We start from the raw sequence: 24654 nt of genomic DNA on the forward strand, positions 1-24654 counted from the left end.
AGGGTGCGTCGATGCTGAGTGTCGATCAGGGTGCCGCTTCGATCTTTGGCGTTGTCGGAACTGCCGTATCTTTGCTGGCAGCGATTCCGTACGCACTCGCGATCTACCGGCGCACCGTTCGTCCGCATCTGTTCACGTGGCTCGTGTGGTCGGTCGTCACGGCGATCGCGGCCGCCGGCCAGTTCGTGGCGGGGGCAGGGCCGTCCGCGTGGTGCACGGCGGCGATTGCCGTCACGTGCTTTCTGACGCTGGTGGCCAGCATCTTTCGTGGCGAACGCGGCTGGACAGGCCTCGACTGGGTTTTTCTGGGCGCGGCCCTGTCGGCCATTCCGCTGTGGATGCTGACCGACGATCCGACGGTCTCGATCTGCCTGGTCACACTGATCGAGCTTGCCGGCCTCGGCCCGACCGTGCGCAAGACGATCCACGATCCGTGGAGCGAGAGCCTCGCCTATTTCGCGCTGTGCGTGCTCAAGTACGCACTGGCGTTGCTGGCACTGAGCACGTGGAGTGTCGCTGTCGCGTTCTATCCGGCCGTCAACATCGTCGCGTCGATCGGCATCTGCCTGGTGATGCTCGTGCGGCGTCAATCGCTGTCGAGCGCACGGTAGGTGTTGTCCGTCGGTGCTGTGTCCGGAGTACGCTGCTTGCTGCAACGAGTCGCCGCCGATGAGCGGAACCACCAACCTTCAGAGACCCTGAGAGACCCCGACATGGATGCAATCCGTACCGTCATCGAACCCTACGAAGCCGCACTACGCACTGCGATGCTGGCCAACGATGTCGACGCGCTCGATGCGCTGCTGGACGACGAGCTGGTGTTCACCGTCCCGACCGGCCAGGTCATCTCGAAGGAGGACGATCTGTCCGCACATCGCGCGAAACTTCTGCGTCTCGACCAGCTCGATTTCCACGAGACGCGCGCATGCGCGATCGACGAGATGATCCTGACCACGACGAAGGCGACGCTCGCCGGCCGGTTCGACGGCACGGCGTTCGACGGTACGTTTGCCTATACGCGCCTGTGGCGTCGATCGGGCGCCGGCTGGCGCGTCGTCGCCGGGCATGCTTCGCAGGTCATGTAGGCTGCGCCCGGTTCCGGCCATCCGAGCGTGCATGCGCGGGGGAAGGCCCGGGGCAGACTGCTACGCCGGTCCACGCCGGGGGTAGACGTAGCCGGTGCGCATCTCGTCAAGCGGACTGCAACCTCGACGCACGGCTGTCCTCGAGCTTGAACTCGCCGACCGTTTGCGCGAGCTGGGCAGCCTGCTCGCGCAGCAACGTCGCGGCAGCCGCCGACTGTTCGACGAGCGCCGCGTTCTGCTGCGTCGCGTTATCGAGCTGCGACACCGCCTGATTCACTTGCTCGAGCCCCGTGCTCTGCTCCTTCGCGGCGACGGTAATTTCGGCAATCACGCTCGTGATGTTGCGTACGCCCTCGACGATTTCGTCCATCGTCGCGCCGGCCGTCTGGACGAGCCCGGAGCCCCCCTCGATCTTCTCGACCGACGAGTGAATCAGCTGCTTGATCTCCTTGGCGGCCTGCGCGCTACGCTGCGCGAGCGCACGCACCTCGCCCGCGACGACCGCAAAGCCGCGGCCGTGCTCGTTCGCACGTGCAGCCTCGACCGCCGCGTTCAACGCGAGTATGTTGGTCTGGAACGCAATGCCGTCGATCACGCCGACGATGTTGGCGATCTCGCCGGACGCTTGCGTGATGTCGTTCATCGTCGAGACGACCTCGCTGACGACCGTGCCGCCACGCAACGCGACATCCGACGCCGATTCCGCCAGGCGACTCACCTGGCTTGCGGCATCGGCCGAATTGCGGGCCGTGCCGGCGATTTCCTCGAGCGCGGCGGCGGTTTCCTCCAAGCTCGACGCCGCGTGTTCGGTCCGGCTGGACAGATCCTGGTTGCCCTGCGCGATCTCGGCGCTCGCGAGGTTGACCGATTCGCTGAACTCGCGGATCTGCAGCAGGATCGTGCTGATCTTTTCGGCGAACAGGTTGAACGCATGCGCGATCTGCGCGGCTTCGTCCGATCCGTCGGCAGGCAGGCGCTTCGTCAGGTCGCCGCTGCCGCTCGAGACATCCGTGAGCGCATCGCGAACCATCAGAATGCGCTTGAAGGCCGCGTTCGTCATCGCGCCGACGAGCGCCGCCGCGATGACGGCGACGATCAGGATGGCAGCCAGCGTCGTCGTCGCGACCGCACGCATGCCGGCCGTCACGTCAGCCTTGTCGAGCGCGAGCAACAGCGACCAATCGGTGCCGGCGATCGGCTGCGCACGGACCAGCTTGGTGGCCCCGTCGATGTCGACCGCGACGGGCGCGGACGTCGCTTGCAGCGCACCGAGGTGGTCGGCGTCGAGCGCAGGCGAGAGGTCGGTCGCCGGCTTCATGATCAGGTCGGTCTTGGCCGACGCGATCACACGCCCGCTCTTGTCCACCATGAACGCGAAGCTCGCCGGCGTCGGGTGGACGGAGGTCACGATCGAGCTCACGCTCTCCATGAACAGGCTGGCCGCCAGCACGCCCTTCACTGCGCCGTCGCGCACCACGGGCACCGCGAACGCAACAGCCGGCTTGCCGGACGTCGCATCGCGGTAGAGTGCCGTCACGACCAGGTGGCCCGCGCTGACGGCTTGCTTGTACCACGGCCGTGCGGTCGGGTCGTAACCGGGCGCGAGCGGGACGTTCGAGAATGCGGTCTTGTCCGGCAGACCCAGCGTCAGCACTTCGAAGCCGCCCGACTTGCCGAGCAACTTCAGCGCCGGCAGCGGGTCGCCTTCGCCGATCGCGATCGAGTCTGCGAGCGCCTGGGTTTCCCGGCTTCTGCTGGCCACCCATTCGTTGATCGCCAGCGCGTGCCCGGCGAGGATCGACTTGTGATTCTGGTCGATGGTCTCGTCGTTGTGGTTCTTGACGACGTAATAGACCAATCCCCCCGTGACGGCCAGCGCCGTGACCACAATGGCGACGCAGGTCGCAAGTATCCGAGCGCGTATCGACGACAGCATGATGACTTCGATCTCCGTAACCACGTTTTTTGAATGGGGTCGCCGAAAGCCGGCAACGTCCTGTTTAACGACAGCGGTTGCAGGAACTTAAGGCCTGACTGGCCAGACCAGTGTGGGCGGCAGATCGGCGGGGACTACGGAGTTGGGTGAGGACGGGACTGATCCGGAAAGATCAGGCTACCGTGCTGGCTGTCTGTGGGGCGTACAAGGGAGAAGGTGCCAGGAGATTTCGGTGGCGCAGTGCTGCGGCTCGCTCGAGAACGGCGCGGGCCTGAGTCGAGATCATCGGTGCCAGTTCGGCTACGTTGCCGCTTTGCCGTCGCACGTGCATTTCCGTCACCGAAATGCAAAAACCCCCGCCTTTCGGGCGGGGGTTTCTGGCTTAGGGAGCCTGACGATTACCTACTTTCACACGGGAATCCGCACTATCATCGGCGTAGAGTCGTTTCACGGTCCTGTTCGGGATGGGAAGGGGTGGGACCGACTCGCTATGGTCATCAGGCAAAGAGGGTTGTCGCGTTGCTTCGCAACGCGACCAATCTTGGAAGAAGCAGTAATTTTGGGTTGTGAGGTTGTATCTCACACGTACGCGGTACTTCAACCGTCGTACGCCGAGTGCCTTGCACTCGACGTTCGACATCCGTAAGCGCTGAAGCGCTAACGGCTGTCGAAACAGACTTGTTATAGGATCAAGCCTTACGGGCAATTAGTATCAGTTAGCTGAACGCATTACTGCGCTTACACACCTGACCTATCAACGTCCTGGTCTCGAACGACCCTTCAAGGGGATCTAGTCCCCAGGGATATCTCATCTTAAGGCGAGTTTCCCGCTTAGATGCTTTCAGCGGTTATCTCTTCCGAACATAGCTACCCGGCGATGCCACTGGCGTGACAACCGGTACACCAGAGGTTCGTCCACTCCGGTCCTCTCGTACTAGGAGCAGCCCCCTTCAAATATCCAACGCCCACGGCAGATAGGGACCAAACTGTCTCACGACGTTTTAAACCCAGCTCACGTACCTCTTTAAATGGCGAACAGCCATACCCTTGGGACCGGCTACAGCCCCAGGATGAGATGAGCCGACATCGAGGTGCCAAACACCGCCGTCGATATGAACTCTTGGGCGGTATCAGCCTGTTATCCCCAGAGTACCTTTTATCCGTTGAGCGATGGCCCTTCCATACAGAACCACCGGATCACTATGACCTGCTTTCGCACCTGCTCGACTTGTCGGTCTCGCAGTTAAGCACGCTTATGCCATTGCACTATCAGCACGATTTCCGACCGTACCTAGCGTACCTTCGTACTCCTCCGTTACGCTTTGGGAGGAGACCGCCCCAGTCAAACTGCCTACCATGCACTGTCCCCGACCCGGATCACGGGCCAAGGTTAGAACCTCAAACAAACCAGGGTGGTATTTCAAGGACGGCTCCACCGAAACTAGCGTTCCGGTTTCATAGCCTCCCACCTATCCTACACAGATCGGTTCAAAGTCCAATGCAAAGCTACAGTAAAGGTTCATGGGGTCTTTCCGTCTAGCCGCGGGTAGATTGCATCATCACAAACACTTCAACTTCGCTGAGTCTCGGGAGGAGACAGTGTGGCCATCGTTACGCCATTCGTGCAGGTCGGAACTTACCCGACAAGGAATTTCGCTACCTTAGGACCGTTATAGTTACGGCCGCCGTTTACCGGGACTTCAATCAAGAGCTTGCACCCCATCATTTAATCTTCCGGCACCGGGCAGGCGTCACACCCTATACGTCCACTTTCGTGTTTGCAGAGTGCTGTGTTTTTATTAAACAGTCGCAGCCACCAGTTTATTGCAACCCCTTCACCCTTTGCCCGCAGGGGCATCAAGCTACAAGGGCGTACCTTATCCCGAAGTTACGGTACCAATTTGCCGAGTTCCTTCTCCCGAGTTCTCTCAAGCGCCTTAGAATACTCATCTCGCCCACCTGTGTCGGTTTGCGGTACGGTCATCGTTAGACTGAAGCTTAGAGGCTTTTCTTGGAACCACTTCCAATTGCTTCGCTCCCTAAGGAGCTCGCGCCACACCCTTGAATTCCGCGCCCGGATTTGCCTAAGCGCCTTCTCCAATGCAGCGACCGGGACTTCCAACACCCGGACAACCTTCCGCGATCCGTCCCCCCATCGCATCTAACAATGGTGCAGGAATATTGACCTGCTTCCCATCAGCTACGCATTTCTGCCTCGCCTTAGGGGCCGACTCACCCTACGCCGATGAACGTTGCGTAGGAAACCTTGGGCTTACGGCGAGGGGGCCTTTCACCCCCTTTATCGCTACTCATGTCAGCATTCGCACTTCTGATACCTCCAGCATCCCTTCCGAGACACCTTCGCAGGCTTACAGAACGCTCTCCTACCATGCGTGCAAAGCACGCATCCGCAGCTTCGGTATATAGCTTAGCCCCGTTACATCTTCCGCGCAGGACGACTCGATCAGTGAGCTATTACGCTTTCTTTAAAGGGTGGCTGCTTCTAAGCCAACCTCCTGACTGTTTTAGCCTTCCCACTTCGTTTCCCACTTAGCTATATTTGGGGACCTTAGCTGGCGGTCTGGGTTGTTTCCCTCTTGACACCGGACGTTAGCACCCGATGTCTGTCTCCCGTGATTGCACTCTTCGGTATTCGGAGTTTGCTATGGCGGGGTAATCTGCAATAGACCCCCCAACCATGACAGTGCTCTACCCCCGAAGGTGAGACACGAGGCACTACCTAAATAGTTTTCGGAGAGAACCAGCTATTTCCAAGTTTGTTTAGCCTTTCACCCCTATCCACAGCTCATCCCCTAACTTTTCAACGTTAGTGGGTTCGGACCTCCAGTACGTGTTACCGCACCTTCATCCTGGCCATGGATAGATCACTTGGTTTCGGGTCTACGCCCAGCAACTGAACGCCCTATTCGGACTCGCTTTCGCTACGCCTGCCCTATACGGTTAAGCTTGCTACTGAACGTAAGTCGCTGACCCATTATACAAAAGGTACGCCGTCACCCCTTACGAGGCTCCGACTGTTTGTATGCATGCGGTTTCAGGATCTATTTCACTCCCCTCCCGGGGTTCTTTTCGCCTTTCCCTCACGGTACTGGTTCACTATCGGTCGATCACGAGTATTTAGCCTTGGAGGATGGTCCCCCCATCTTCAGACAGGATTTCACGTGTCCCGCCCTACTTGTCGTACACTTAGTTCTTTCATACTGTTTTCGCCTACGGGGCTATCACCCGCTATGGCCGCACTTTCCAGAGCGTTCGGCTAACAATACAAATAAAGAGTACAAGGCTCATCCCATTTCGCTCGCCACTACTTTGGGAATCTCGGTTGATTTCTTTTCCTGCGGTTACTTAGATGTTTCAGTTCACCGCGTTCGCTTCGCATGGCCTATGTATTCAGCCATGGATACTCCAAAAGGAGTGGGTTTCCCCATTCGGACATCTACGGATCAAAGCTTGTTTGCCAGCTCCCCGTAGCTTTTCGCAGGCTACCGCGTCCTTCATCGCCTGTGATCGCCAAGGCATCCACCACATGCACTTGTTCGCTTGACCCTATAACGAGTCTGTCTCTCCGACAGTCGTTACAGGTTGAGTTTTCGCGTTGTGCCGTATTCCAATTGAGTCAAACATAGAGTTCGAATCATCTTGAGATACATCGATACAATCACAACCCGGATAGTTTTCACGTCCATCTCAAGACGCTTCCGCTATCCAAATTACTTACTTCTTCCAGATTGTTAAAGAACGACAGCCGATACGTACTACGTATCACTCTGACTGGCTCAATCGCCAATGGCAAATGCTCGTCTCACACGTCACTTACGTGTGATCCAAACGCTTCCCGTTGAAGATTGGTGGAGGCAGACGGGATCGAACCGACGACCCCCTGCTTGCAAAGCAGGTGCTCTCCCAGCTGAGCTATGCCCCCATGAGTACAGATTCCTCAGGTACTACCGCCAGACAAGACATTGGTGGGTCTGGTTGGATTCGAACCAACGACCCCCGCCTTATCAAGACGGTGCTCTAACCGACTGAGCTACAGACCCCTGAGTCTGTCTTTAATTTACAGCCGATAAGCGTGAGCGCTCAACTTTGCGAGATAGCTCTAGAAAGGAGGTGATCCAGCCGCACCTTCCGATACGGCTACCTTGTTACGACTTCACCCCAGTCATGAATCCTACCGTGGTGACCGTCCTCCTTGCGGTTAGACTAGCCACTTCTGGTAAAACCCACTCCCATGGTGTGACGGGCGGTGTGTACAAGACCCGGGAACGTATTCACCGCGGCATGCTGATCCGCGATTACTAGCGATTCCAGCTTCATGCACTCGAGTTGCAGAGTGCAATCCGGACTACGATCGGTTTTCTGGGATTAGCTCCCCCTCGCGGGTTGGCAACCCTCTGTTCCGACCATTGTATGACGTGTGAAGCCCTACCCATAAGGGCCATGAGGACTTGACGTCATCCCCACCTTCCTCCGGTTTGTCACCGGCAGTCTCCTTAGAGTGCTCTTGCGTAGCAACTAAGGACAAGGGTTGCGCTCGTTGCGGGACTTAACCCAACATCTCACGACACGAGCTGACGACAGCCATGCAGCACCTGTGTATCGGTTCTCTTTCGAGCACTCCCACCTCTCAGCGGGATTCCGACCATGTCAAGGGTAGGTAAGGTTTTTCGCGTTGCATCGAATTAATCCACATCATCCACCGCTTGTGCGGGTCCCCGTCAATTCCTTTGAGTTTTAATCTTGCGACCGTACTCCCCAGGCGGTCAACTTCACGCGTTAGCTACGTTACTAAGGAAATGAATCCCCAACAACTAGTTGACATCGTTTAGGGCGTGGACTACCAGGGTATCTAATCCTGTTTGCTCCCCACGCTTTCGTGCATGAGCGTCAGTATTGGCCCAGGGGGCTGCCTTCGCCATCGGTATTCCTCCACATCTCTACGCATTTCACTGCTACACGTGGAATTCTACCCCCCTCTGCCATACTCTAGCCTGCCAGTCACCAATGCAGTTCCCAGGTTGAGCCCGGGGATTTCACATCGGTCTTAGCAAACCGCCTGCGCACGCTTTACGCCCAGTAATTCCGATTAACGCTCGCACCCTACGTATTACCGCGGCTGCTGGCACGTAGTTAGCCGGTGCTTATTCTTCCGGTACCGTCATCCCCCGACTGTATTAGAGCCAAGGATTTCTTTCCGGACAAAAGTGCTTTACAACCCGAAGGCCTTCTTCACACACGCGGCATTGCTGGATCAGGCTTTCGCCCATTGTCCAAAATTCCCCACTGCTGCCTCCCGTAGGAGTCTGGGCCGTGTCTCAGTCCCAGTGTGGCTGGTCGTCCTCTCAGACCAGCTACTGATCGTCGCCTTGGTAGGCCTTTACCCCACCAACTAGCTAATCAGCCATCGGCCAACCCTATAGCGCGAGGCCCGAAGGTCCCCCGCTTTCATCCGTAGATCGTATGCGGTATTAATCCGGCTTTCGCCGGGCTATCCCCCACTACAGGACATGTTCCGATGTATTACTCACCCGTTCGCCACTCGCCACCAGGTGCAAGCACCCGTGCTGCCGTTCGACTTGCATGTGTAAGGCATGCCGCCAGCGTTCAATCTGAGCCAGGATCAAACTCTTCAGTTTAAACCTGTTACTGTTTTCGGTTCGGTTAAGAACCGGTCGCTCACTCAAAGCTGACAGGAATATGAATTGCTTCATAAACCTGACTTACTTTAGTGTGAGACTCTTGATACTTTTGCTATCTGATCCGAGGATCAGCTCGCTTCCATCAAGCGCCCACACTTATCGGCTGTTAATTTTTAAAGAGCAATCTGCGAGAAACTTCGTGTTTCTCAGCAGCGCTGCGTTTTCAGCAGCAGAGAAGCGAGATTATGAACCGTGTTTCGCAGTTCGTCAACAACTTTTTAACTGCTTCGTTGCGACTGCGGGGTTCAACTTCGAGTGCTGCCAGGGTTCGTTACCACCGCACCCCAACCGCTTCGCTTCCCTCTCCCGCGCTGCGTTTCCGTTAGCGCGAAAGAGGCGTGATTCTATGCACCCCGACCCGTTCGCGCAAGCCCCTTTGTGAAAATATCTTGAAAAGCCTCCGTGCGCTGGCGCGCGCGGTGGCTTGGGCTCGACGGACCGCGCATCGCGGCGCGAACCGCCCTCCATAGGAAGCGACGCAAGCCGCTCTTTCGTCCTATATATAGAGACCGGCCGCATTGCATGCTCAACCGCGTTCCGGGCTCGCATCCCCGCCAATCCTCAGACCACCGAACGTGATGTCGAGCCTCCCGGCTTCGACGGCGTGCGTTCGCACCTCCGCCGACCTCGCAACCCCAATCTGCCGAACAAACAAGGAATCTTGCGCGGTCGAGTATCATGCCGCGACTGAACTACGTACCCACATCGACGATGGACAGCACCACTCAATCCGGCGACGCCGATCTTCGCGACGAATATTCGGCCCTGCGCGAGCGTGCCATCATGCTCGAAGAACAGGCCCCGCCGCTCCTGCAGCGCATCTCGGATGTATTGCCGCGGATCAGCGGCGAATCCGAACTGGCGGATGAGCATCGCGAACGGCTCGTCGGCGCGCGCAACGCGGCGATGGTCTCGATCGAAAACTATCAGCAGGCCATTCCTTTCCTGCAGACGGCCGATTCGATCATCGAGCAGATGGACAAGACGCCCGAGCGCGACGAAGACATCGAGTGGCGTGAATCGCTGCTGCAGCGGCTCGATGAGTTGATCGACGTCGCGGTCGTGATGATCGACGACGCAGAAGACTATTTCGAGCAGGCACAAGCCTGCGATCTGGCCAGCGTGCCGAAATCGATCCTCGAGGATTGAGCAGCACCACCCGGAAGCGCGCGGCGCGCCGGCTTCATGCAAGGTGCGCCGGCATTCCCGATGCGTGCCGGCCGACAATCGCGGCCTGACACCTTCGTCGCCAGGCCGGCCGCACACCTCCCGCAAAAGCTCACCTTGTCGCAACGACAAGCCTGCGATCTCCGCCCGCCTCGGGGCCGTGCATTGCAACTACGGTGAGTCGAGGACGATCGTCTCGCTCACGATCGGCACGCGGATATATCCACCCTCCGCATCGCCATACGCATGCGCGCTCCCGTCGATCACGTATTGCGCCGTCAGCGCGCAAAGCGTCGCGTCTCGCGCATCGACGGAACGCAGCGTCGACACGTCGATGCCCAGTCGCTCCAGCAATTGCCGGCGCTGGTTGCGCTTCTGCTTCGCCGACGCAACCGCCTTGCCCAGCATCGCGCAGGTAATCGCGTAAGGATAGGTTTCGAAGCTCGTGCGCCCGCCCGCATATCGCGCGTCGGTCAGCAACGGATAGGCATCCGCCAGCGCCTGGTAGACGCGCTCTCCCATGAACATCCAGTCGAAGAAGCCGGACGTGCTCGCGACCGCCTGCTCCCGCGACGGCGTCGGAAAGCACGAGATCCGTTCGCGCGCGAGCGCCTGTTCGGCCGCCCGGCGCCCGCTTCCCGCCCACCACAGACTCGGCGCATCGACGCCGACGGCCACGACGTCATGTGCGAGACACAGCGCCGGCACCGCCTCGGGCGCGATCCGCGCTTCGCGGCAGACAACCGTCGAGCCGCGCAGGATCACGAGATCGCATTGCTTCCTGTCGCCGCCCACATCCACGCCCGCCACGACGGGCGAATGCCGCGTGGCGGATCCGACGGATCGGGCCGATCGCATGCGGGTGCCTCAGTCCGCCGGCCGTGCGCCGTACGCGGTGTCGAAGATCGCCTCGAGACCGGGATGCACGCCGCGCATCGGGTCGACCACCGACTTCGCCCAGTCGAAGTACGCCTGCTTGCGCTCGAGCGGCCAGTCCGCGGGCGGGTGCCGCGCAATGTCGCGCAGGTTGCAGATCTTGTCGGCCAGCTTCACGAGCTTCGCGCGCCGGCTGATGGTCGCCGCATGCTCGACCTGCAGGCGCTTGCGCTCGTCCTTCGGCAATGATTTGTCGTCGGTGACTTCCATCACGATGTCCGCGACGTCCTTGCCGAACAGCCGCAGCAGCTCCTGCTCGGTCGTCTCGGTATCCTCGACCGTGTCGTGCAGCACGGCCGCGACGATCACGCGTTCGTCCTCGACACCGGCCTCGTTCGCCAGCACATCGGCGAGCGCGATCGGATGATTGATGTACGGCGACGCCTCTTCGTCCTTGCGCCGTTGATTGCGATGCTTGTCCGCCGCGAACGCGATGGCGGCTACCAGCTTTTTCATATTCCCCCCTCGTGTGGCCAGTCCCGCGGCCGGCAGAACCGGCCGCGTGCATTTCGGAACCGCACATACTACCTGTACGCGATGACCCTTCCCGTGCGCCGGCATCCGTGCGCGCCCCGCATCACGCGCCGGCCGGCGCGCGCTGCAGCTCGACCACGTTGACCCGCGCGCCGAACACGTCCTTCACGAGCGGCAGCAGGTGATCGTGGTGCGTCAGGAACAGCACCTGGGTTCGCGTCGACAGATCGCGCAGCGCGTCGAGCCCGGCCTTCGCGCGCGCATCGTCGAAGTTGATGAACAGATCGTCGGCAACGAACGGCAGCGCGGTCCTGCTGCCGAGCTGCAGCTCCAGCGCCGCGATCCGCAGCGCGAGGAACAGCTGGTCGCGCGTCCCTTCGCTCAACCCGGCGACCTCGACCGACGTTCCCTTCGTGCGCCGCGCATACAGCGCGGGCGGCGTCCGTTCGGTATCGACGGTCAGCTTCGCGAATTCGCCGAGCGTGAGCCCGGCGAAGATCTCGCCCGCCCGCCTGAGCATCGGCCCCTGCTTCTGGTCGCGATAGCGATCCGTCGCCCACTTCAGCAACCGGCTCGCGGTGGCCGCCTCCAGATACTGCTCGGCCGCATCGCCCATCGCCGCCAGCGCTTCCTGCCGCTTCGACTCGGCGACAGCCGCATTCGCCTGGCCGTCGATCGCACCGAATGCCTGGTCGGCCACGACCTGCTGCTGCGCGAGCTCGTTCAGCCGCTTGCCGACATCGCCGAGCGACTGCTTCACCGCTTCGAGGTGCGCCGGCACGTCGACGATGTCCTGTTCCGCGACCTCGGCCTCGACGGCGGACCGGGACAAGCCGTCGCCATCGCGCACCAGCGCCTCGTGCGCGGCATCGACCGCCTGCCGCAGCTGGCGCTGGCGATCCGAGCGCTCGGCCAGCGGCAGCGCCGCGTCGATCAACGTGACGCCGGCCAGTTGAAGCAGCGGCTGGATACGCGCATCGGCACCGGCCACCGCGGCGGCCGCATCCGCGACCTTGCCGTCGGCCTGCCGCACGGCCTCGTCGGCACGCCCGATCGCGCGCGCGATTTCCCTGGCGGCCGCGAGGCGCATCGTCAGCCGGCGCGCAACGTCCGGCCAGTCGCCGCTCGCCAGCCATTCCGGGGCAAGCGCTTCGGCAAGCCGCCGCGCGCCGGCCTCGAGCGCAGCCAGTTCCGCGCGGATCGCGGCGATCCGGTTGCGCGGTGCGTCCGCATCGGCCAGTTCGGCCGTCACCGCGTTCGCGAGCCCGAGCGCGCCTTCCGCCGCGGCCAGCGTCACCGCGCTCGCGGACAGTTTCGCGTCGGCCAGCGCGTCGCGCCATTGCGCGTGCCACGCATCGTAGGCCGTCTGCGCGTGGTCGACTCGCGACTGCGCGATCGCGGATCCGCGTTCGGCTTCCCGCGCGCGATCCTCGAGGCTATCCTTCTGCGCGATCGCTTTCTCGGCCGACTGCACGAAGGTCTCGGCGATCGCGACGAGCGCGGTGAGTCCGTCCGACTCGCCGCCGCGCGACACGGTATGCAGCGCCGCACGCAGCGCGGCTTCGGCACCGGCCCGTGCAGCACGAATCGTGTCGAACCCGCGGCGCTGACGGTCGAGATCGGCTTGCGCGGCGAACACGGTGTCGCGCTTCGCGAGCCAGTCGCCCATCGCCGCCAGCGGCATGCCGGGCACCGCCGCCTGCGTCGCGAGTGCGGCCCATACGTCACGATGCGCGGCCAACTCTCGCTCGCGTTCATCCGACACAGCCTGCCTGCGCGTCACGCCAGCCCGCGCGGCTTCAACCTGCTGACGCAGCGATTGCAGCGTCGCCGCTGCCTGCGTGGCGCCGAGCTGCGCATCGACGAGTTCGTCGGCGAGGCGAATCGCGTCGTCGACCGCCGGTGCGCCGGTTGCAAGATCGACAGCGCCGCTGCGGATGTCACCCCATGCGCCGTCGCGTCGCGCGCGTGCTGCGAGCACGTCGGCAGTCGTGACGACCTTGTGGTTCTCCGCGAAATGCTTCTCCTGCAGTTCGAGCCGCTCGAGCTCTTCGAGCGCGCCATCTCGCGCATCGCGCGCGGCGGCAGCCGCGCTTGCATGCTCGCTTTCTTCCTTGAGCAGCACGCCGAGCCGCGCCGCCGACGGCACGTCGAGCGCGCGCAGCGAGTCGACCGGCATGCGCCACTGGCCGAGCGCATCGAGCGCGCCGGACAGCGTCCGTTCGGCGGCAGCGATTTCACTTTCGAGCGCCTGCTCGCGCTGGCCGCTGTTGCGAAAACCTTGTGCATCGGCGAGCGCCGCGCGCAGCGCTTCCGGCACGTCGACGGTCGACACGCGCGCCTGTTGCTCGCGCACCTGTGCAAGCTCGCGCGTGCGTTCGTCGAGCGATTCGCGCGCGCCGGCGAGCGCCTGATGCAGCGCGCCGTGTTCGCGCAGCAGGTTCGCGACGGTCTTCAGCGACAGCGCCGTCGGCAGCGACGCACGCAACGACGCCTCGTCCGTCGGCCAGTCGAGCTGGGCGGCCGCCGAAAACGCGGCGGACAGGTGCCGCTCGACATCCGCGCCGAGCAGCAGCAGATCCTGCGCGTGATTCATGCAGGCGCCGCGCAGCCGATCGAGCGCTTCGATATCGGCTTCGAGCGCGAGCGTGTCGGCATCGGCGTCGATCGCGTCGCGCGCCTGCCGTTTGGCGAGCAGGTCGGCACGCCGTTCCTCGAGTACCTTTTGCTCCGCCGCGAGATCGCCCTGCGCTTTCAGCAGATCCGCATACGCGGTCGGCGGCAATTCGACGACCACGCCCAGTTCGGCCAGCGCCGCATCCTTGACCGTCAGCTCCTTCAGGTACGGCGCGAGCCGCCGCACGCGTTCCAGCTTCGAACGCAACGCTTCAAGCCGACGCTGCTCCGCGCGCGCCTGCTCGATCTGCTGTTCGACCGCTTCGCGCGCGTCCTTGCGGTCGACCCAGTCGCGCGTGCGCACCTGGACCGTCTTCAGTTCGGTCACGGCTTCGGTGAACAAGGTTTCGGCCAGCGCAAACGCGCTGCCGCTACGACGCGGCGCCCACAGCTCGACCGAACGCGCGTCGAGATCCTCCCGCACTGGCCCGAGACTGCCGACACCGGCAGCCGATTCGAACAGCACCTGGCCGAGCTTGTCGGATGCGTCGAGAATGCTGCGGCCACCGTCGACCAGCCGCCCGTGATCAAGCCCGAACATCTGCTCGAAGAATTCGCGCGTCGCGCCGTCGAGGAGGGCGGCCAGATAGTCGTCGGGCAGCTTGTCGTCGGCAGGTGTGCGCAACGGACTGCGTCCGCGCGCACGGTGGAACGCGTATTCGCCCGTACCGTTCTCCAGCACGCCGCCGATCCGCAGTTCGGGGGTGCTGTGCAGGAAGTCGAGCGGCGTCTGCAGTTTCATCCCGAACAGCAGCTCCGACACGGCCGTGCGGATCGTCGACTTGCCGGCCTCGTTCGGCCCCACGATCACATGAAAATCCTCGCCGGCCGACGGGAAGCGCAGCGTCTCGTCGGTGAACTTGCCGTACTTGATCAGATCGAGTTGATTGATGCGCATCGCTTACTCCCCCCGTGCCAGCCGCGCGAGCAACGCGGGACCGACCTGCTCGACCAGCGCGGTGAGCTCACCCGCGCGCGCCATCGTCAGCAACGGCACTTCCTCCTTCACGTCGCTGCGCACCTTGCCGACGAACGGCTTCAGGTCGCGTTCGAGCAGCGCGAGGAAATCCGGATCGCGCGCGGCGTCGGCCAGGATCTGCTTCAGGTCCTCCAGCGCTTCGAGCTGCTCGCTCTCGCCCTGCTGATGATCGGCGGCGGACGTCGCGAGCCGGACCTTCTCGAGCCACAGCCGTTCGTTGCCGATGATGCCGATCTGGTTCAGCACCTCCGCGCGCAACTGCGGCGCGCGGCCGAAAAAGAGACCGTGTGCGGGCGTGCGCCCCGTGACCGTCACGCGCACCGCGCGCGGCACGTGGCCGTCGACGGTCAGCAGCGCCTCCAGCGACTGGCCGATCTTTCTCGACAGGTCGGCGACCGTGAAGCAGTCGGACGCGTCGACCGACACGGCTTCCCAGCGCAGCACGTCGAGATACAGGCGCTCGACCTGCGTGCGGCCTTGTTCGACCGTCACGAGTACCGCGCCGCGCCGGCCCGTCTCGCGGATATGGCGACCCTGCAGGTTGCCAGGAAACACGACGGTGGACGGCCCCGACCATTGCTGGAATTCGTGCACGTGGCCAAGCGCCCAGTAGTCGTAACCTTTTGCATGCAGTTCGGCCAGCGTGCACGGCGCATAGTTCGCGTGCGCCGCATAACCTTCGAGCGCGGTGTGCAGCACGCCGATGTTGTAACAGCCGGGCACCGGGTCCGGATAAGCGATCGCGAGATTATCGACGACGGCCTTGTCCTTGAAGCTCTGCCCGTGCAGCGCAACATCGAATTCCGGCAGCTTGACGGTTTCCGGCTTGCGGTGGCCGAACACGGTGACGTTGTCGGGCAACGTCAGCTTCTTCGTCATCTCGCTTTCGGCATCGTGGTTGCCGCCGAGAACGAATGCGCGAATGCCGGCCTTGCGCAGGCGCCCCATCTGCTGGCCGAAGAAGATGCCCGTGTTGTGATCCTTCCAGTCGCCGTCGTACAGGTCGCCGGCGATCACGAGGAACGCGACTTCCTCTTCGATCGCACGATCCACGAGTTGCCGCAGCGCCTCGCGCGACGCGTTGCGCAACTGCGCGGCCGGCGCGTCGGGATACGCGCTCAGGCCGTGCAACGGGCTGTCAAGGTGAATGTCTGCCGCGTGGATGAACTTCACGAAGATTCCTCTGTTTCATGACGACGACGCGAACCGGCCGTCAATCGCAATCCTGGTAGCCGCCGAGTTCGCCGCAATGGACGCAGCGAAACACGTACGCGGTCGGCGAGCCGTCCTTGTCGAGCGCGGCGAAAAAACGCTGCCACTCGGCACCGTCGTCGAGCCCGGTCGACGCCCGGATCGACGCGACGGCCTGCGGGCCGAGCGCCGTCAGTTCGTCAGCGCCCGCGCGGCCGATGAATTGCGCGCCATCACCGCAATGCGTCCACCACCGTTCCTGCTGCCAACCCTGAAAACCCGGCGTGCGGCAGGCAATCTCGTCGACGACCGCTTCGGGCACCTCGTCCCATTCGCCGCCGCCGATGCCGTCCGTATCGGTAAAGCTTGCATCGAGCTGCGTTTGCGCCGAGCCGTCGGCAATGCACCACGGACAGATGCACTGCTCGTACTCGTCGACCGCGTACACGGGGCCGGCGTAGACATAACCGCGCGCGTCGCCGCAGCACACGCAGCGCGCGTCCGAGCGGATCACGCTGCCCATTGCGAGCGGGTCGGGATGGTACCTGAAAGCGGGTAACGACATGCGGTTCTCCGTCGATCCGGATGGTGGGGAAGCACGCGATGCGAATTCGAACGGCCATTGTGCCGCAGCACGACCGCGTTACTCCGGAACCTCGACTTCGGCAAACGTGCCGTTCACGAAACGATAGACGCGATGCGTTGCGCCGCCGTGCGCGAGATATTCCCACCGGATGTCGATGCCGGCCGGTGCGTCGCGCCACGTGATCGCCCGATACGGCGACTGCGTGCCGCCATCCGTTTCGAGCGAAACGGTGTCGAGACAGCTTTGCACGGGCAACGAGAAGCGCGGCACCGCGCGGGTGCCGCGCAGTTCCAGCACGTACAGCGCCCCTTCTTCGCCCGCGCCGCAATACCCGGTCGGACGGCTGCTTGACGAGCGGTTGACGACGACCAGCACATAGTCGTTGCCGTCGATCCGCTTCGAACGATCCGACGGGAACGCGACACTCGATGCATCGGCAAGGGCGCGCCGAAGCGCGGCCGGCACGCTCAGCACGGTGGTCCGGTGGCGGGCCGCGTCGACCTCCAGCAGCCTCGGGCGCGCCCATTCGATCGCATGACCATTCGCGAGCAACACCGATTCGGGCGCTGGCGTTTCGGCGCATGCAACGGCGGCATTCGCGGCCAGCAGCGCCAGCGCCGCGGCCTTCAACGCAACCGATATCGTCGGGTTATTTCGTGTCCGCATGGATCGCGCAGGAGTGTTTTGGAGGTCGTCGTATGCGCCGGCATGCAGTCCGGGCAGTCCCGTTTCAGGAGCGCACCGCGTGCGTCGTTCGTCGCGACGAACCCGGTGCGCTCCGCCACGTGCCGTCACTCGCCGCGCGGCACGGGCGGCGGCGCAAAGCCGTTGTCGTTGCCGGGGAACGGATTCGCGTTGCGGCGCAATGCTTCCTCGTCGTTCTCCTTCTGCGCGAACAGCGCAACGCCGATCACGCCGACGTTCGCGGCATCGCCGTACTTCGAGTTCGCGACATAACTGTCGGGCACAGCCGCGAAGCGGAATGCAGCGACTTCGTCGCGGCTCTTGCGGAAGCCCTCGATCGTCAGCGTGCGGCCCGGGTACAGCACGTAGCCGCCGTTCGTATAGCTGCCCGGCCGTCCCGACAGCACGTCGAGCCCGTCGACCGTCGACACGACTTCGAACGTGCGGCGCCCCTGGTTGCGCAGCACGATTATGTAGCGCGAACCCTCGACGCCCGCCATGTGCCAGCGGCCGTTGCTGCGCGCAAGACGCAGCGGCGCGCCCTTTTCGTCGGTAAACGACAGCGCGATGTCGCCGTTCGCGAGTGCGACGCGGGTCGGCAACCGGCGAACCTGGGCGGCGGGAGGATGTCCGGGCAACGCATCGTTGTAGTAGACCGATGCGAGATCCGTCGGATTCGCCGGATCCGCGCGTTCGAATTCGACATTGCGGGTTTCGGATCGCACCGACTCGCCCCAAGCAGTGCCGAGCCCGCGGCGTTCGCTGGCGTCCGGCGCCTGCGGCGCGGCGGCTGACGCGCCGGTACTGGCGGACGGCGACGGCGGTGCCGCACAGGCGGCCAGCCAGAGCGCGCAGGCGAGCGCGAGAAGACGGAACAGGATGGTCATGACGTGATGCCTCGGAATGTTATCGGACCGCGCCGGGCGGGCCGGAACGGCGTTTTGGTTTCGTCTGTCGTCACGATGTCGATCGGACATGCTTGCCCGGATCGGCCGGCACCGCCGTCGCGGCGGCCCGGCAACCGGGAGCCCCGCTATTTAAGCATGGCGGGCGGGCAATGGGCAGGGGCCACGCGCGCCCATAAAAAAACGGCCCGGCCCGCAACGAAGCGGGCCGGGCCGTGACGGGATGCGTGTCGCTTACAGCGCGCCGCCTTGTGCCGACGCCGAACCCTTCAGGCCGATCGATGCGCCGCCCTGCGCCGAATTCGCCGCGCCTTCGAGCGCTTCGCCGGCCTTCGCCTTCGCGCCGCCCGCGACATCGCCTGCCGTCGACACCGCGCCTTGCGCGTGGCTCTTCGCCGTGCCTGCCACGTGCTTCACGTGCGACTTCGTCGCGTGCACGGTCGATGCCGCGGCATCCTTCGCCGTACCCGCTGCCGAGCCCACCGCATGCGTCGCACCGCCAACCGCATTGCCGGCTGCCGAGCCGACGCCGCCGACCGTCTTGCCGACGCCGTTCAGCGCGCCGCCGACGAGGTGGCCCGCGCCCGAACCCGAGCCTGCCGCGTTCGCGCCGGCGCCAGCCTGCACGCCCACGCCGCCGCCGAGCAGCGGCGTCTGAACCTGTGCGCCAACGCCAGCGGAACCCTCGGCGCCGGTCTGGGCCGTCTGTGCAAACGCAGCCGAAGTCGCCATCGCGGTCAGTGCGGCACCCAGCAGAATCGTACGAATCTTGTTCATGGTCATTCTCCCCAAAGACGTTGTTGCTGCGAGCCGCCTCCGAGCGGCTTGTCGCATGCCTCGCCGCGACGTGCGGCAGGTGGAGCTAATGTAGCGGCGCCGGCGTGCAAAACGATTGAATTGCGGGGACTGTTACTTCCGTTGCAAATGCTGACGATTGACTCACATAGTTTGACAATCGGGGGCTTGCGACGGAACGGCGGACGTATTTACAGGCAGGCGGGCGCGAACCCGGTAGCGTGCGGCGCGGGCCGCGTCGCGATGGTGATCTACCCGACCATCACGCGTCGGGCAACCAGGTAGATGAAACGGCTAGCAGGGAAACCGGCCGTTTTTATAAGCATCCCAAAGTATGTGTATTGGCCAGCCGTCAGTGCGGCCCGACAACCGGCTCCTCGCGATCAGTTCGATATCGTCGGACACGCACGCCGCCACATCGGCGTTGCCCGATGCGCTGAAGGCGAGCTTGTACGCCTTTTCGCGCAACGCATTCACGGCCGGCGTATCGATCGCGGCACCCGGATTGCCGTCGATCGCATCGAAAGCCGCCATCCATTGCGCATCGAACGGGTCGGCATCGCGACCGTCCAGCGCGCGGTCGCAATCGACGTCGCCGAGGAAATCGAAAAAGCCCGGCGCCGACAGGATTGCGTCCATTTCAAGCAGATGCGCGTTCGTCATTGCGACTCCTTCACGACGCGCGGCCCCGACCGCCTGTCGGCGGAAACAGGCAGATCGGGGCCGCACGTGTTCCGTCGAATTACGGCCGGAACGTATCGCCGAGCACGACGCCTTCGCGACGCGGATCGGTGCCGCCCTGCAACGCGGGCGACTGGCCGACCGTCACGCGCATCACCGTGTTGACGCCGCTCGCCTGCGCGGACGTCGACACCTTGTGCCCGAGCGCGAGCAGCCCCGTGATCAGCGGATCGTTCGCCCCGTTGTTCGCCGTGTTGACGTTCGGATGCTCGCCCCCGATCGTGGTCGTCGGGCTGTTGCTCGCGCCGAAATCGACGAGCCCCGCGGACTGCTGCGCATCGAGGCCCCAGTCGAGCACGCCGACGAGCGTCTTGACCACGTATTGCGGAATGGTGCCGCCGCCCGGCGAACCGGTTGCCATGACGAAGTTACCGCGCGAACCGTCCGCGGCCTGCCCGAACACGATCGTCGGCGCCATCGAGCTGCGCGGCCGCTTGCCCGGCTGCAAGCGGTTGGCCACCGGATTGCCGGCGCTGTCGACCGGGTTCGCGGAAAAGTCAGTCAGCTGGTTGTTCAGCAGGAAGCCGTTGGTCATGTGGAACGAGCCCATGCTCGATTCGACCGTCGTCGTCGCGCTCAACACGTTGCCGTCGCCGTCGACGATCGTGAACTGGTTCGTGCCGTGCTCGATCAGCGTCGTGTCGACACCGAGCGGCACCGCGCCGAGATTGCCGGGCTGCGCGGTGCCCATGCTCTTGCTCGTATCGATCAGCGCCGCGCGCGATTTCAGGTACGGCTTGTTCAGCATCGTGTCCCACGTGCCGCCCGGCAGCGGCACGAAGTCCGTATCGGCCACGTACTTGTCGCGGTCGGCATACGCGAGCCGTTCGGCCTCGGTGACGAGGTGCACGCCCGCGACGGTCGGCTTACCGCCTTCGAGATCGATCGCCGTCGGCTTCAGCGACTTCAGGTCGAAGTTCTCGAGAATGCCGAGCGCCGATGCAACCGCGATGCCGCCCGACGACGGCGGCGGCATCCCGCATACCCAGTAGCTGCGATAGGTCGTGCACACCGGTTCGCGACGCTTCGCCTGATACGCGGCCAGATCCGCGACGGTCGTCTTGCCCGGCGTGAGCGTCGAGCCGTCCGCGCCCTTCGTCGTCGCGATCTTCGCAACGATGTCCTGCGCAATCTGCCCCGTGTACAGCGCGTTCGCGCCCGACTGCGCCATCAGCGTCAGCGTATGGGCGTAGGCAGGATTCTTCAGCACGGTGCCGAGCGTCTTCGGCGAACCGTCGGCGTTCAGGAAATACGCGGCGGCCTCGGCGTCGCGCTTCAGGTTCGGCGCGTTCGCCGCGATCGCGTCGGCGAGCCGGCCGCCGATCGGAAAGCCGTTGGTCGCGAGCGTGATCGCGTCGCCGAACAGGCTCTGCCACGGCAACCGGCCGTGATCCTGTTGCAGCGCCTCGATGAGTCGCGGCACGCCGATCGTGCCGATCGAGCGGCCGCTTGCGCGCGCGTTCGGTTGCGGTGCCGACTGGTCGGTCGCGTCGTCGACGTAGCGCAGGTAGTTCTCCGTCGCGGCGGCCGGCGCGGTTTCGCGGCCGTCGTACGCCTGCAGCGTCTTGCCGCGTGCATCGTAGTAGAGCAGCACGCCGCCCGACCCAAGGCCCGTCGCCTCGGGCACCGTCAGGCCGAGCACGGCCTGCACGGCGACCGCCGCGTCGGCGGCCGTGCCGCCTTTCTTCAGCACCGCGCAACCGGCCGCGCTCGCGTACGCGTTCGACGTGGCCACCAGGTACGTTTTCGCATAGACGGGCTTCATCCCGGTGCGATAACCCGACGACGCTTCCGGCAGCGACGGATCGCCCGGCTGGTTCGAGCCCACGACGACCGTCGAGCCGCTGTTGTCGATCGCGAGGCAACTCGCATCGGTTGAAGGTGTCGGTGTGCGGCCCGCGTCGTTCTCGACGTCGCCGCCGCATGCGGTCAGCAGGGCGGCCGCGAGCAACGCGGACGCATACGGGAAAATCGCTGTTCTGTTCATTGTTCGTCGACGTTCTTTTAGGTCGTTGCGATGGGCATCACGCTGCCTGCGACCCCCTCGGTGCACCGGCAACGCGTTCGATAGTCCCATGAACAGATTTTTTTCCGCAATAAGGAAATGAAACAATGCGGCCGATCGGTAGCGCGCCTGAGCAAGTGCGACCGGCCTACATTGGTTCGTTGACGACATGCAAGAAGAAGATGTCGGATTGCGGCCGAGCCAAGCGCCTGCTCGCACCCCCGGGCAGTCATTCGCCCTGCAACGACGACGAACCACTTCCGGAGGTCAAACGGTCGTCTTACACGACCGGGGTGCTTCCGACATGTCAGTCACCGCGGACGTCCGGGCTCGTGTCTGCCTGAGACGCCCCCCCATCAACGATGGCTTGACGAACCGTTGGCTAAAACTTGTGACGCAACGCAGCGCGGATCGCGAGTTGATGATTGTTCGATGAATCACCGAGATTGCCGATGTCGGCGACCGCAGGAGCACCCGTCGACGACGTGCCTGATGCGCGTTGCCAGGCGCCTTCGACATAAAGGTCGGTTCGCTTCGACAGAAGATAGTCCGCCATCAGCATCACCTGGTTGTAGTGCTGGTTGCCGACTGACTGGCCCGCAGTCGTCGTGACGGATTCGCCCTTCAGGTAGTCATACGCCGCGCTGAAGCTCAGCGCCGGCGTGGCGAGCCATTTCACCGCGAAGTCGACGTTGTTGAAGTGCGCCGCGGAGCCTGCGAGTACGCCGCCAAGACCGGCATATTGCGTGTTGGACCAGGACGCCGTCAGCTTGACCGGGCCAATCGCGTATCCCGCACCGACCACAGCCGTCTGATATGCCGAGGCGCTGGCGTAACCCTTGTTCAGCGACTGCGATAGCTGCGAAGCGCCATTTGCGTTTCCGGTGAAAAAGTCCGATCCGGCCGCCGCTGATGTCGGATTCTTGAAGTATTCGAATGCGCCGCCGAAGGTAAAGGGGCCGTTCGCGTAGCTGACGCCAATGGAGTAACCGCTGTTCGCCGTGCCATCCCCCGGCACACCGCCCACGCTATATTCGCCGCCGACGCTCAGGCCGCGATAGACCGGGCTCATGTAGCGAATGGAATTGTTGACGCGCAGCGAATTTCCCGTATTGTCCAGATCGCCTGGATGAAGAAAAATCGCCGTGCCAGCCTGCGATCCCTGTGTCGTCACGGGTTGGGCGAAGTACAGCACCATGTCGTATTGCCGACCGAAGGTGAGCGACCCGAAAGGATCGCTGCGCAAGCCGACAAACGCCTGCCTCCCGAGGAACGTACCGCCCTGCGCAGACTGGCCACTGTTGATGTTCACCCCGGGCTCCAGCGTGAAGACCGCTTGCAGGCCCCCACCCAGATCTTCCACACCGGTGAGGCCGAAGCGGCTGCCGTTGATGCCGCTCGTCGAATCGAGGAAGATCCTCTTTCCGCCCGTGGGTCCACCGACGTTGTTGACGAACATCACCCCCTCGTCGAGGATACCGTACAGCGTCACCTTGCTCTGCGCGTGCGCGGTCACCGAATGCATACCGACCACAGTGACAAGGGCGCATACGCTTATTCCAGATTTCATTTTCCAGATCACCTTGATAAGACATGCTAATCAAATTGATTTCGCTCTGGCCGAATGTGCTGGCGAAATGGCGGTTGGTGATGCCTTCCGCGTTTAGCGGATGGAGTCCGGGTATCAATCGTCCAGCAACGTAACGACCGTACCGCTTGCTGCGGCTGTATGGACGGCCATCGTGGCCTGGAGCGTACGCAGGCCGTCGAGTGCCGAACACACGGGTGCTTCCGTCCCGTCGATAATCGCCCGGAAATGGCGAAGCTGTTCCGTATAGGGGCAACCCGTGTGCAGCGCTGTCCGCTCTGCCGTCAACGGATCGTGCCATCCCTTGCCGGTCCGATATTCCCAGACTTCGAGCCGCGGCAGCGTGAGCGACGCATCCGTACCGGAAAGATAATGCGAGTTCACGTCCTGCTGAGGAAACCGCTCGACTTCCCCGGCAGCGAGATCGTAGTTCCATGGCGCGACCGTCGTGTCGCTCACGCTGACCGTCGCAAGCGCGCCATTCCTGAACTTCAGCACAACCGCCGCGGTGTCCTCCACGTCGAATCCACGCGTGTCGTTCGACGTGGCTGCCTGGAGGCTCTGCACATCGCCAAAGAGATGCCTGAGCAGGTCGATGTCGTGAATCAGGTTGATGAGAATCGGGCCGCCGCCTTGGGTTCGCCGCCACGCGGTATCGAAGTATTCGTCCGGCTTGAGCCACGTGCACAATACGGTCGCGCTGACGGGCCTGCCCAATCGGCCCGACGCGATGATCTCACGCGCGCGGCGCACGATCGGATTGTGGCGACGCTGGTGACCCACGAGAACCGGCACCTTGAATTCCTGGGACGCGTCGCGAATACGTCGCGCGTCTTCGACCGTGTGCGCAATCGGTTTCTCGACGATCACCGCGATACCGCGCTCGATGCAGTCCACTGCGATCGCAGCGTGCGTCACATTGGGCGTGGCGATCACGACACCTTTGGGCTTGACGGTGTCGAGCATCGAACGGTAATCAGCAAACCACGGAACGTCATACGCGGCAGCCATCGTCCTTGCCGTTTCACTCGGATCGGCGATTGCAGCGAGGCATACCTCGTCGTGGTTTGCGGCAAGGTCGATATGGACTTTGCCGATGAGTCCGGCGCCGATGACGGCAATGGGCATTTTGTTCATGATTCACACAAGCAGTTGTTTCGTTGATCAAAGGTAGCGCGGACGATTT

General features: G+C 63.2%; 16 protein-coding genes, 2 tRNA genes and 3 rRNA genes. 3 read left to right on the top strand and 18 right to left on the bottom strand.

Going from position 1 to position 24654, the window contains the following annotated elements; all coding sequences use genetic code 11:
• Window positions 1-11: 11 nt before the first annotated feature.
• Both H3H55_RS36985 and H3H55_RS36990 read left to right on the top strand, forming a co-directional pair.
• Window positions 12-611 carry a hypothetical protein gene (locus tag H3H55_RS36985; RefSeq protein WP_193103046.1) on the top strand — a complete coding sequence of 200 codons (600 nt, stop codon included), beginning with the start codon at window positions 12-14 and terminating at the stop codon, window positions 609-611.
• 102 nt (window positions 612-713) lie between these two features.
• Entirely contained in the window at window positions 714-1085 is a 372-nt protein-coding gene (locus H3H55_RS36990) for a nuclear transport factor 2 family protein (protein ID WP_193103144.1), read from the top strand.
• A 106-nt stretch (window positions 1086-1191) separates the two neighbouring features.
• On the opposite strand, the gene H3H55_RS36995 is transcribed toward H3H55_RS36990, so the two are convergent.
• The 6 genes from H3H55_RS36995 to H3H55_RS37020 all read right to left on the bottom strand — a co-directional run bounded on the left by H3H55_RS36995 (window position 1192) and on the right by H3H55_RS37020 (window position 8678).
• On the bottom strand, window positions 1192-3021 hold the full coding sequence (locus H3H55_RS36995; RefSeq protein ID WP_193103047.1) for a methyl-accepting chemotaxis protein: 1830 nt from the start codon (window positions 3019-3021) through the stop codon (window positions 1192-1194).
• Between the two features lie 389 nt (window positions 3022-3410).
• Window positions 3411-3523 (bottom strand): 5S ribosomal RNA (rrf, locus tag H3H55_RS37000).
• A gap of 183 nt (window positions 3524-3706) precedes the next feature.
• Window positions 3707-6588, bottom strand: a 23S ribosomal RNA gene (locus H3H55_RS37005).
• Window positions 6589-6888: 300 nt separating this feature from the next.
• Window positions 6889-6964: transfer RNA gene (locus H3H55_RS37010), tRNA-Ala, on the bottom strand.
• Window positions 6965-7005: 41 nt separating this feature from the next.
• Window positions 7006-7082, bottom strand: a tRNA-Ile gene (locus H3H55_RS37015).
• Between the two features lie 63 nt (window positions 7083-7145).
• A 16S ribosomal RNA gene (locus H3H55_RS37020) occupies window positions 7146-8678 on the bottom strand.
• The 16S, 23S and 5S rRNA genes sit together here with 2 tRNA genes alongside, the layout of an rRNA operon.
• 774 nt (window positions 8679-9452) lie before the next feature.
• On the opposite strand from H3H55_RS37020, the gene H3H55_RS37025 reads away from it, so the two are divergent.
• Entirely contained in the window at window positions 9453-9890 is a 438-nt protein-coding gene (locus H3H55_RS37025) for an ATPase (protein ID WP_193103145.1), read from the top strand.
• A gap of 189 nt (window positions 9891-10079) precedes the next feature.
• Here the strand turns inward: H3H55_RS37025 and H3H55_RS37030 are convergent, their stop codons facing one another.
• From H3H55_RS37030 to H3H55_RS37085, 12 genes are all read right to left on the bottom strand, one after another.
• Window positions 10080-10766, bottom strand: coding sequence for a DUF429 domain-containing protein (locus H3H55_RS37030; protein WP_193103048.1), 687 nt, complete (start codon window positions 10764-10766; stop codon window positions 10080-10082).
• A 9-nt stretch (window positions 10767-10775) separates the two neighbouring features.
• Entirely contained in the window at window positions 10776-11300 is a 525-nt protein-coding gene (locus H3H55_RS37035; RefSeq protein ID WP_048242583.1) for an HD domain-containing protein, read from the bottom strand.
• A 121-nt stretch (window positions 11301-11421) separates the two neighbouring features.
• Complete coding sequence (locus H3H55_RS37040; RefSeq protein ID WP_193103049.1) at window positions 11422-14892, bottom strand: ATP-binding protein; 3471 nt, start codon at window positions 14890-14892, stop codon at window positions 11422-11424.
• Between the two features lie 3 nt (window positions 14893-14895).
• Entirely contained in the window at window positions 14896-16146 is a 1251-nt protein-coding gene (locus tag H3H55_RS37045) for a metallophosphoesterase family protein (RefSeq protein ID WP_193103050.1), read from the bottom strand.
• Window positions 16147-16186: 40 nt separating this feature from the next.
• Window positions 16187-16729 carry a CbrC family protein gene (locus tag H3H55_RS37050; RefSeq protein WP_193103051.1) on the bottom strand — a complete coding sequence of 181 codons (543 nt, stop codon included), beginning with the start codon at window positions 16727-16729 and terminating at the stop codon, window positions 16187-16189.
• 78 nt (window positions 16730-16807) lie between these two features.
• Window positions 16808-17416, bottom strand: coding sequence for a hypothetical protein (locus H3H55_RS37055; protein ID WP_193103052.1), 609 nt, complete (start codon window positions 17414-17416; stop codon window positions 16808-16810).
• A 125-nt stretch (window positions 17417-17541) separates the two neighbouring features.
• Window positions 17542-18321, bottom strand: a complete 780-nt coding sequence (locus H3H55_RS37060) for a hypothetical protein (protein ID WP_193103053.1) — start codon at window positions 18319-18321, stop codon at window positions 17542-17544.
• A gap of 252 nt (window positions 18322-18573) precedes the next feature.
• Window positions 18574-19116 (bottom strand): hypothetical protein, encoded by a 543-nt coding sequence (locus tag H3H55_RS37065; protein WP_129517542.1) that lies wholly within the window; start codon window positions 19114-19116, stop codon window positions 18574-18576.
• Between the two features lie 312 nt (window positions 19117-19428).
• Complete coding sequence (locus H3H55_RS37070) at window positions 19429-19797, bottom strand: hypothetical protein (RefSeq protein ID WP_193103054.1); 369 nt, start codon at window positions 19795-19797, stop codon at window positions 19429-19431.
• Window positions 19798-19876: 79 nt separating this feature from the next.
• Window positions 19877-21862, bottom strand: coding sequence for a gamma-glutamyltransferase family protein (locus H3H55_RS37075; protein ID WP_193103055.1), 1986 nt, complete (start codon window positions 21860-21862; stop codon window positions 19877-19879).
• Between the two features lie 400 nt (window positions 21863-22262).
• Window positions 22263-23450: a porin gene (locus H3H55_RS37080; RefSeq protein WP_193103056.1), complete on the bottom strand. Its 1188-nt coding sequence runs from the start codon at window positions 23448-23450 to the stop codon at window positions 22263-22265.
• Between the two features lie 114 nt (window positions 23451-23564).
• Window positions 23565-24605, bottom strand: coding sequence for a Gfo/Idh/MocA family protein (locus tag H3H55_RS37085; protein WP_193103057.1), 1041 nt, complete (start codon window positions 24603-24605; stop codon window positions 23565-23567).
• Window positions 24606-24654 lie beyond the last annotated feature (49 nt).

The organism is Burkholderia sp. Z1, from assembly GCF_014893795.1.
Taxonomy (GTDB): Bacteria; Pseudomonadota; Gammaproteobacteria; order Burkholderiales; family Burkholderiaceae; genus Burkholderia; species Burkholderia theae.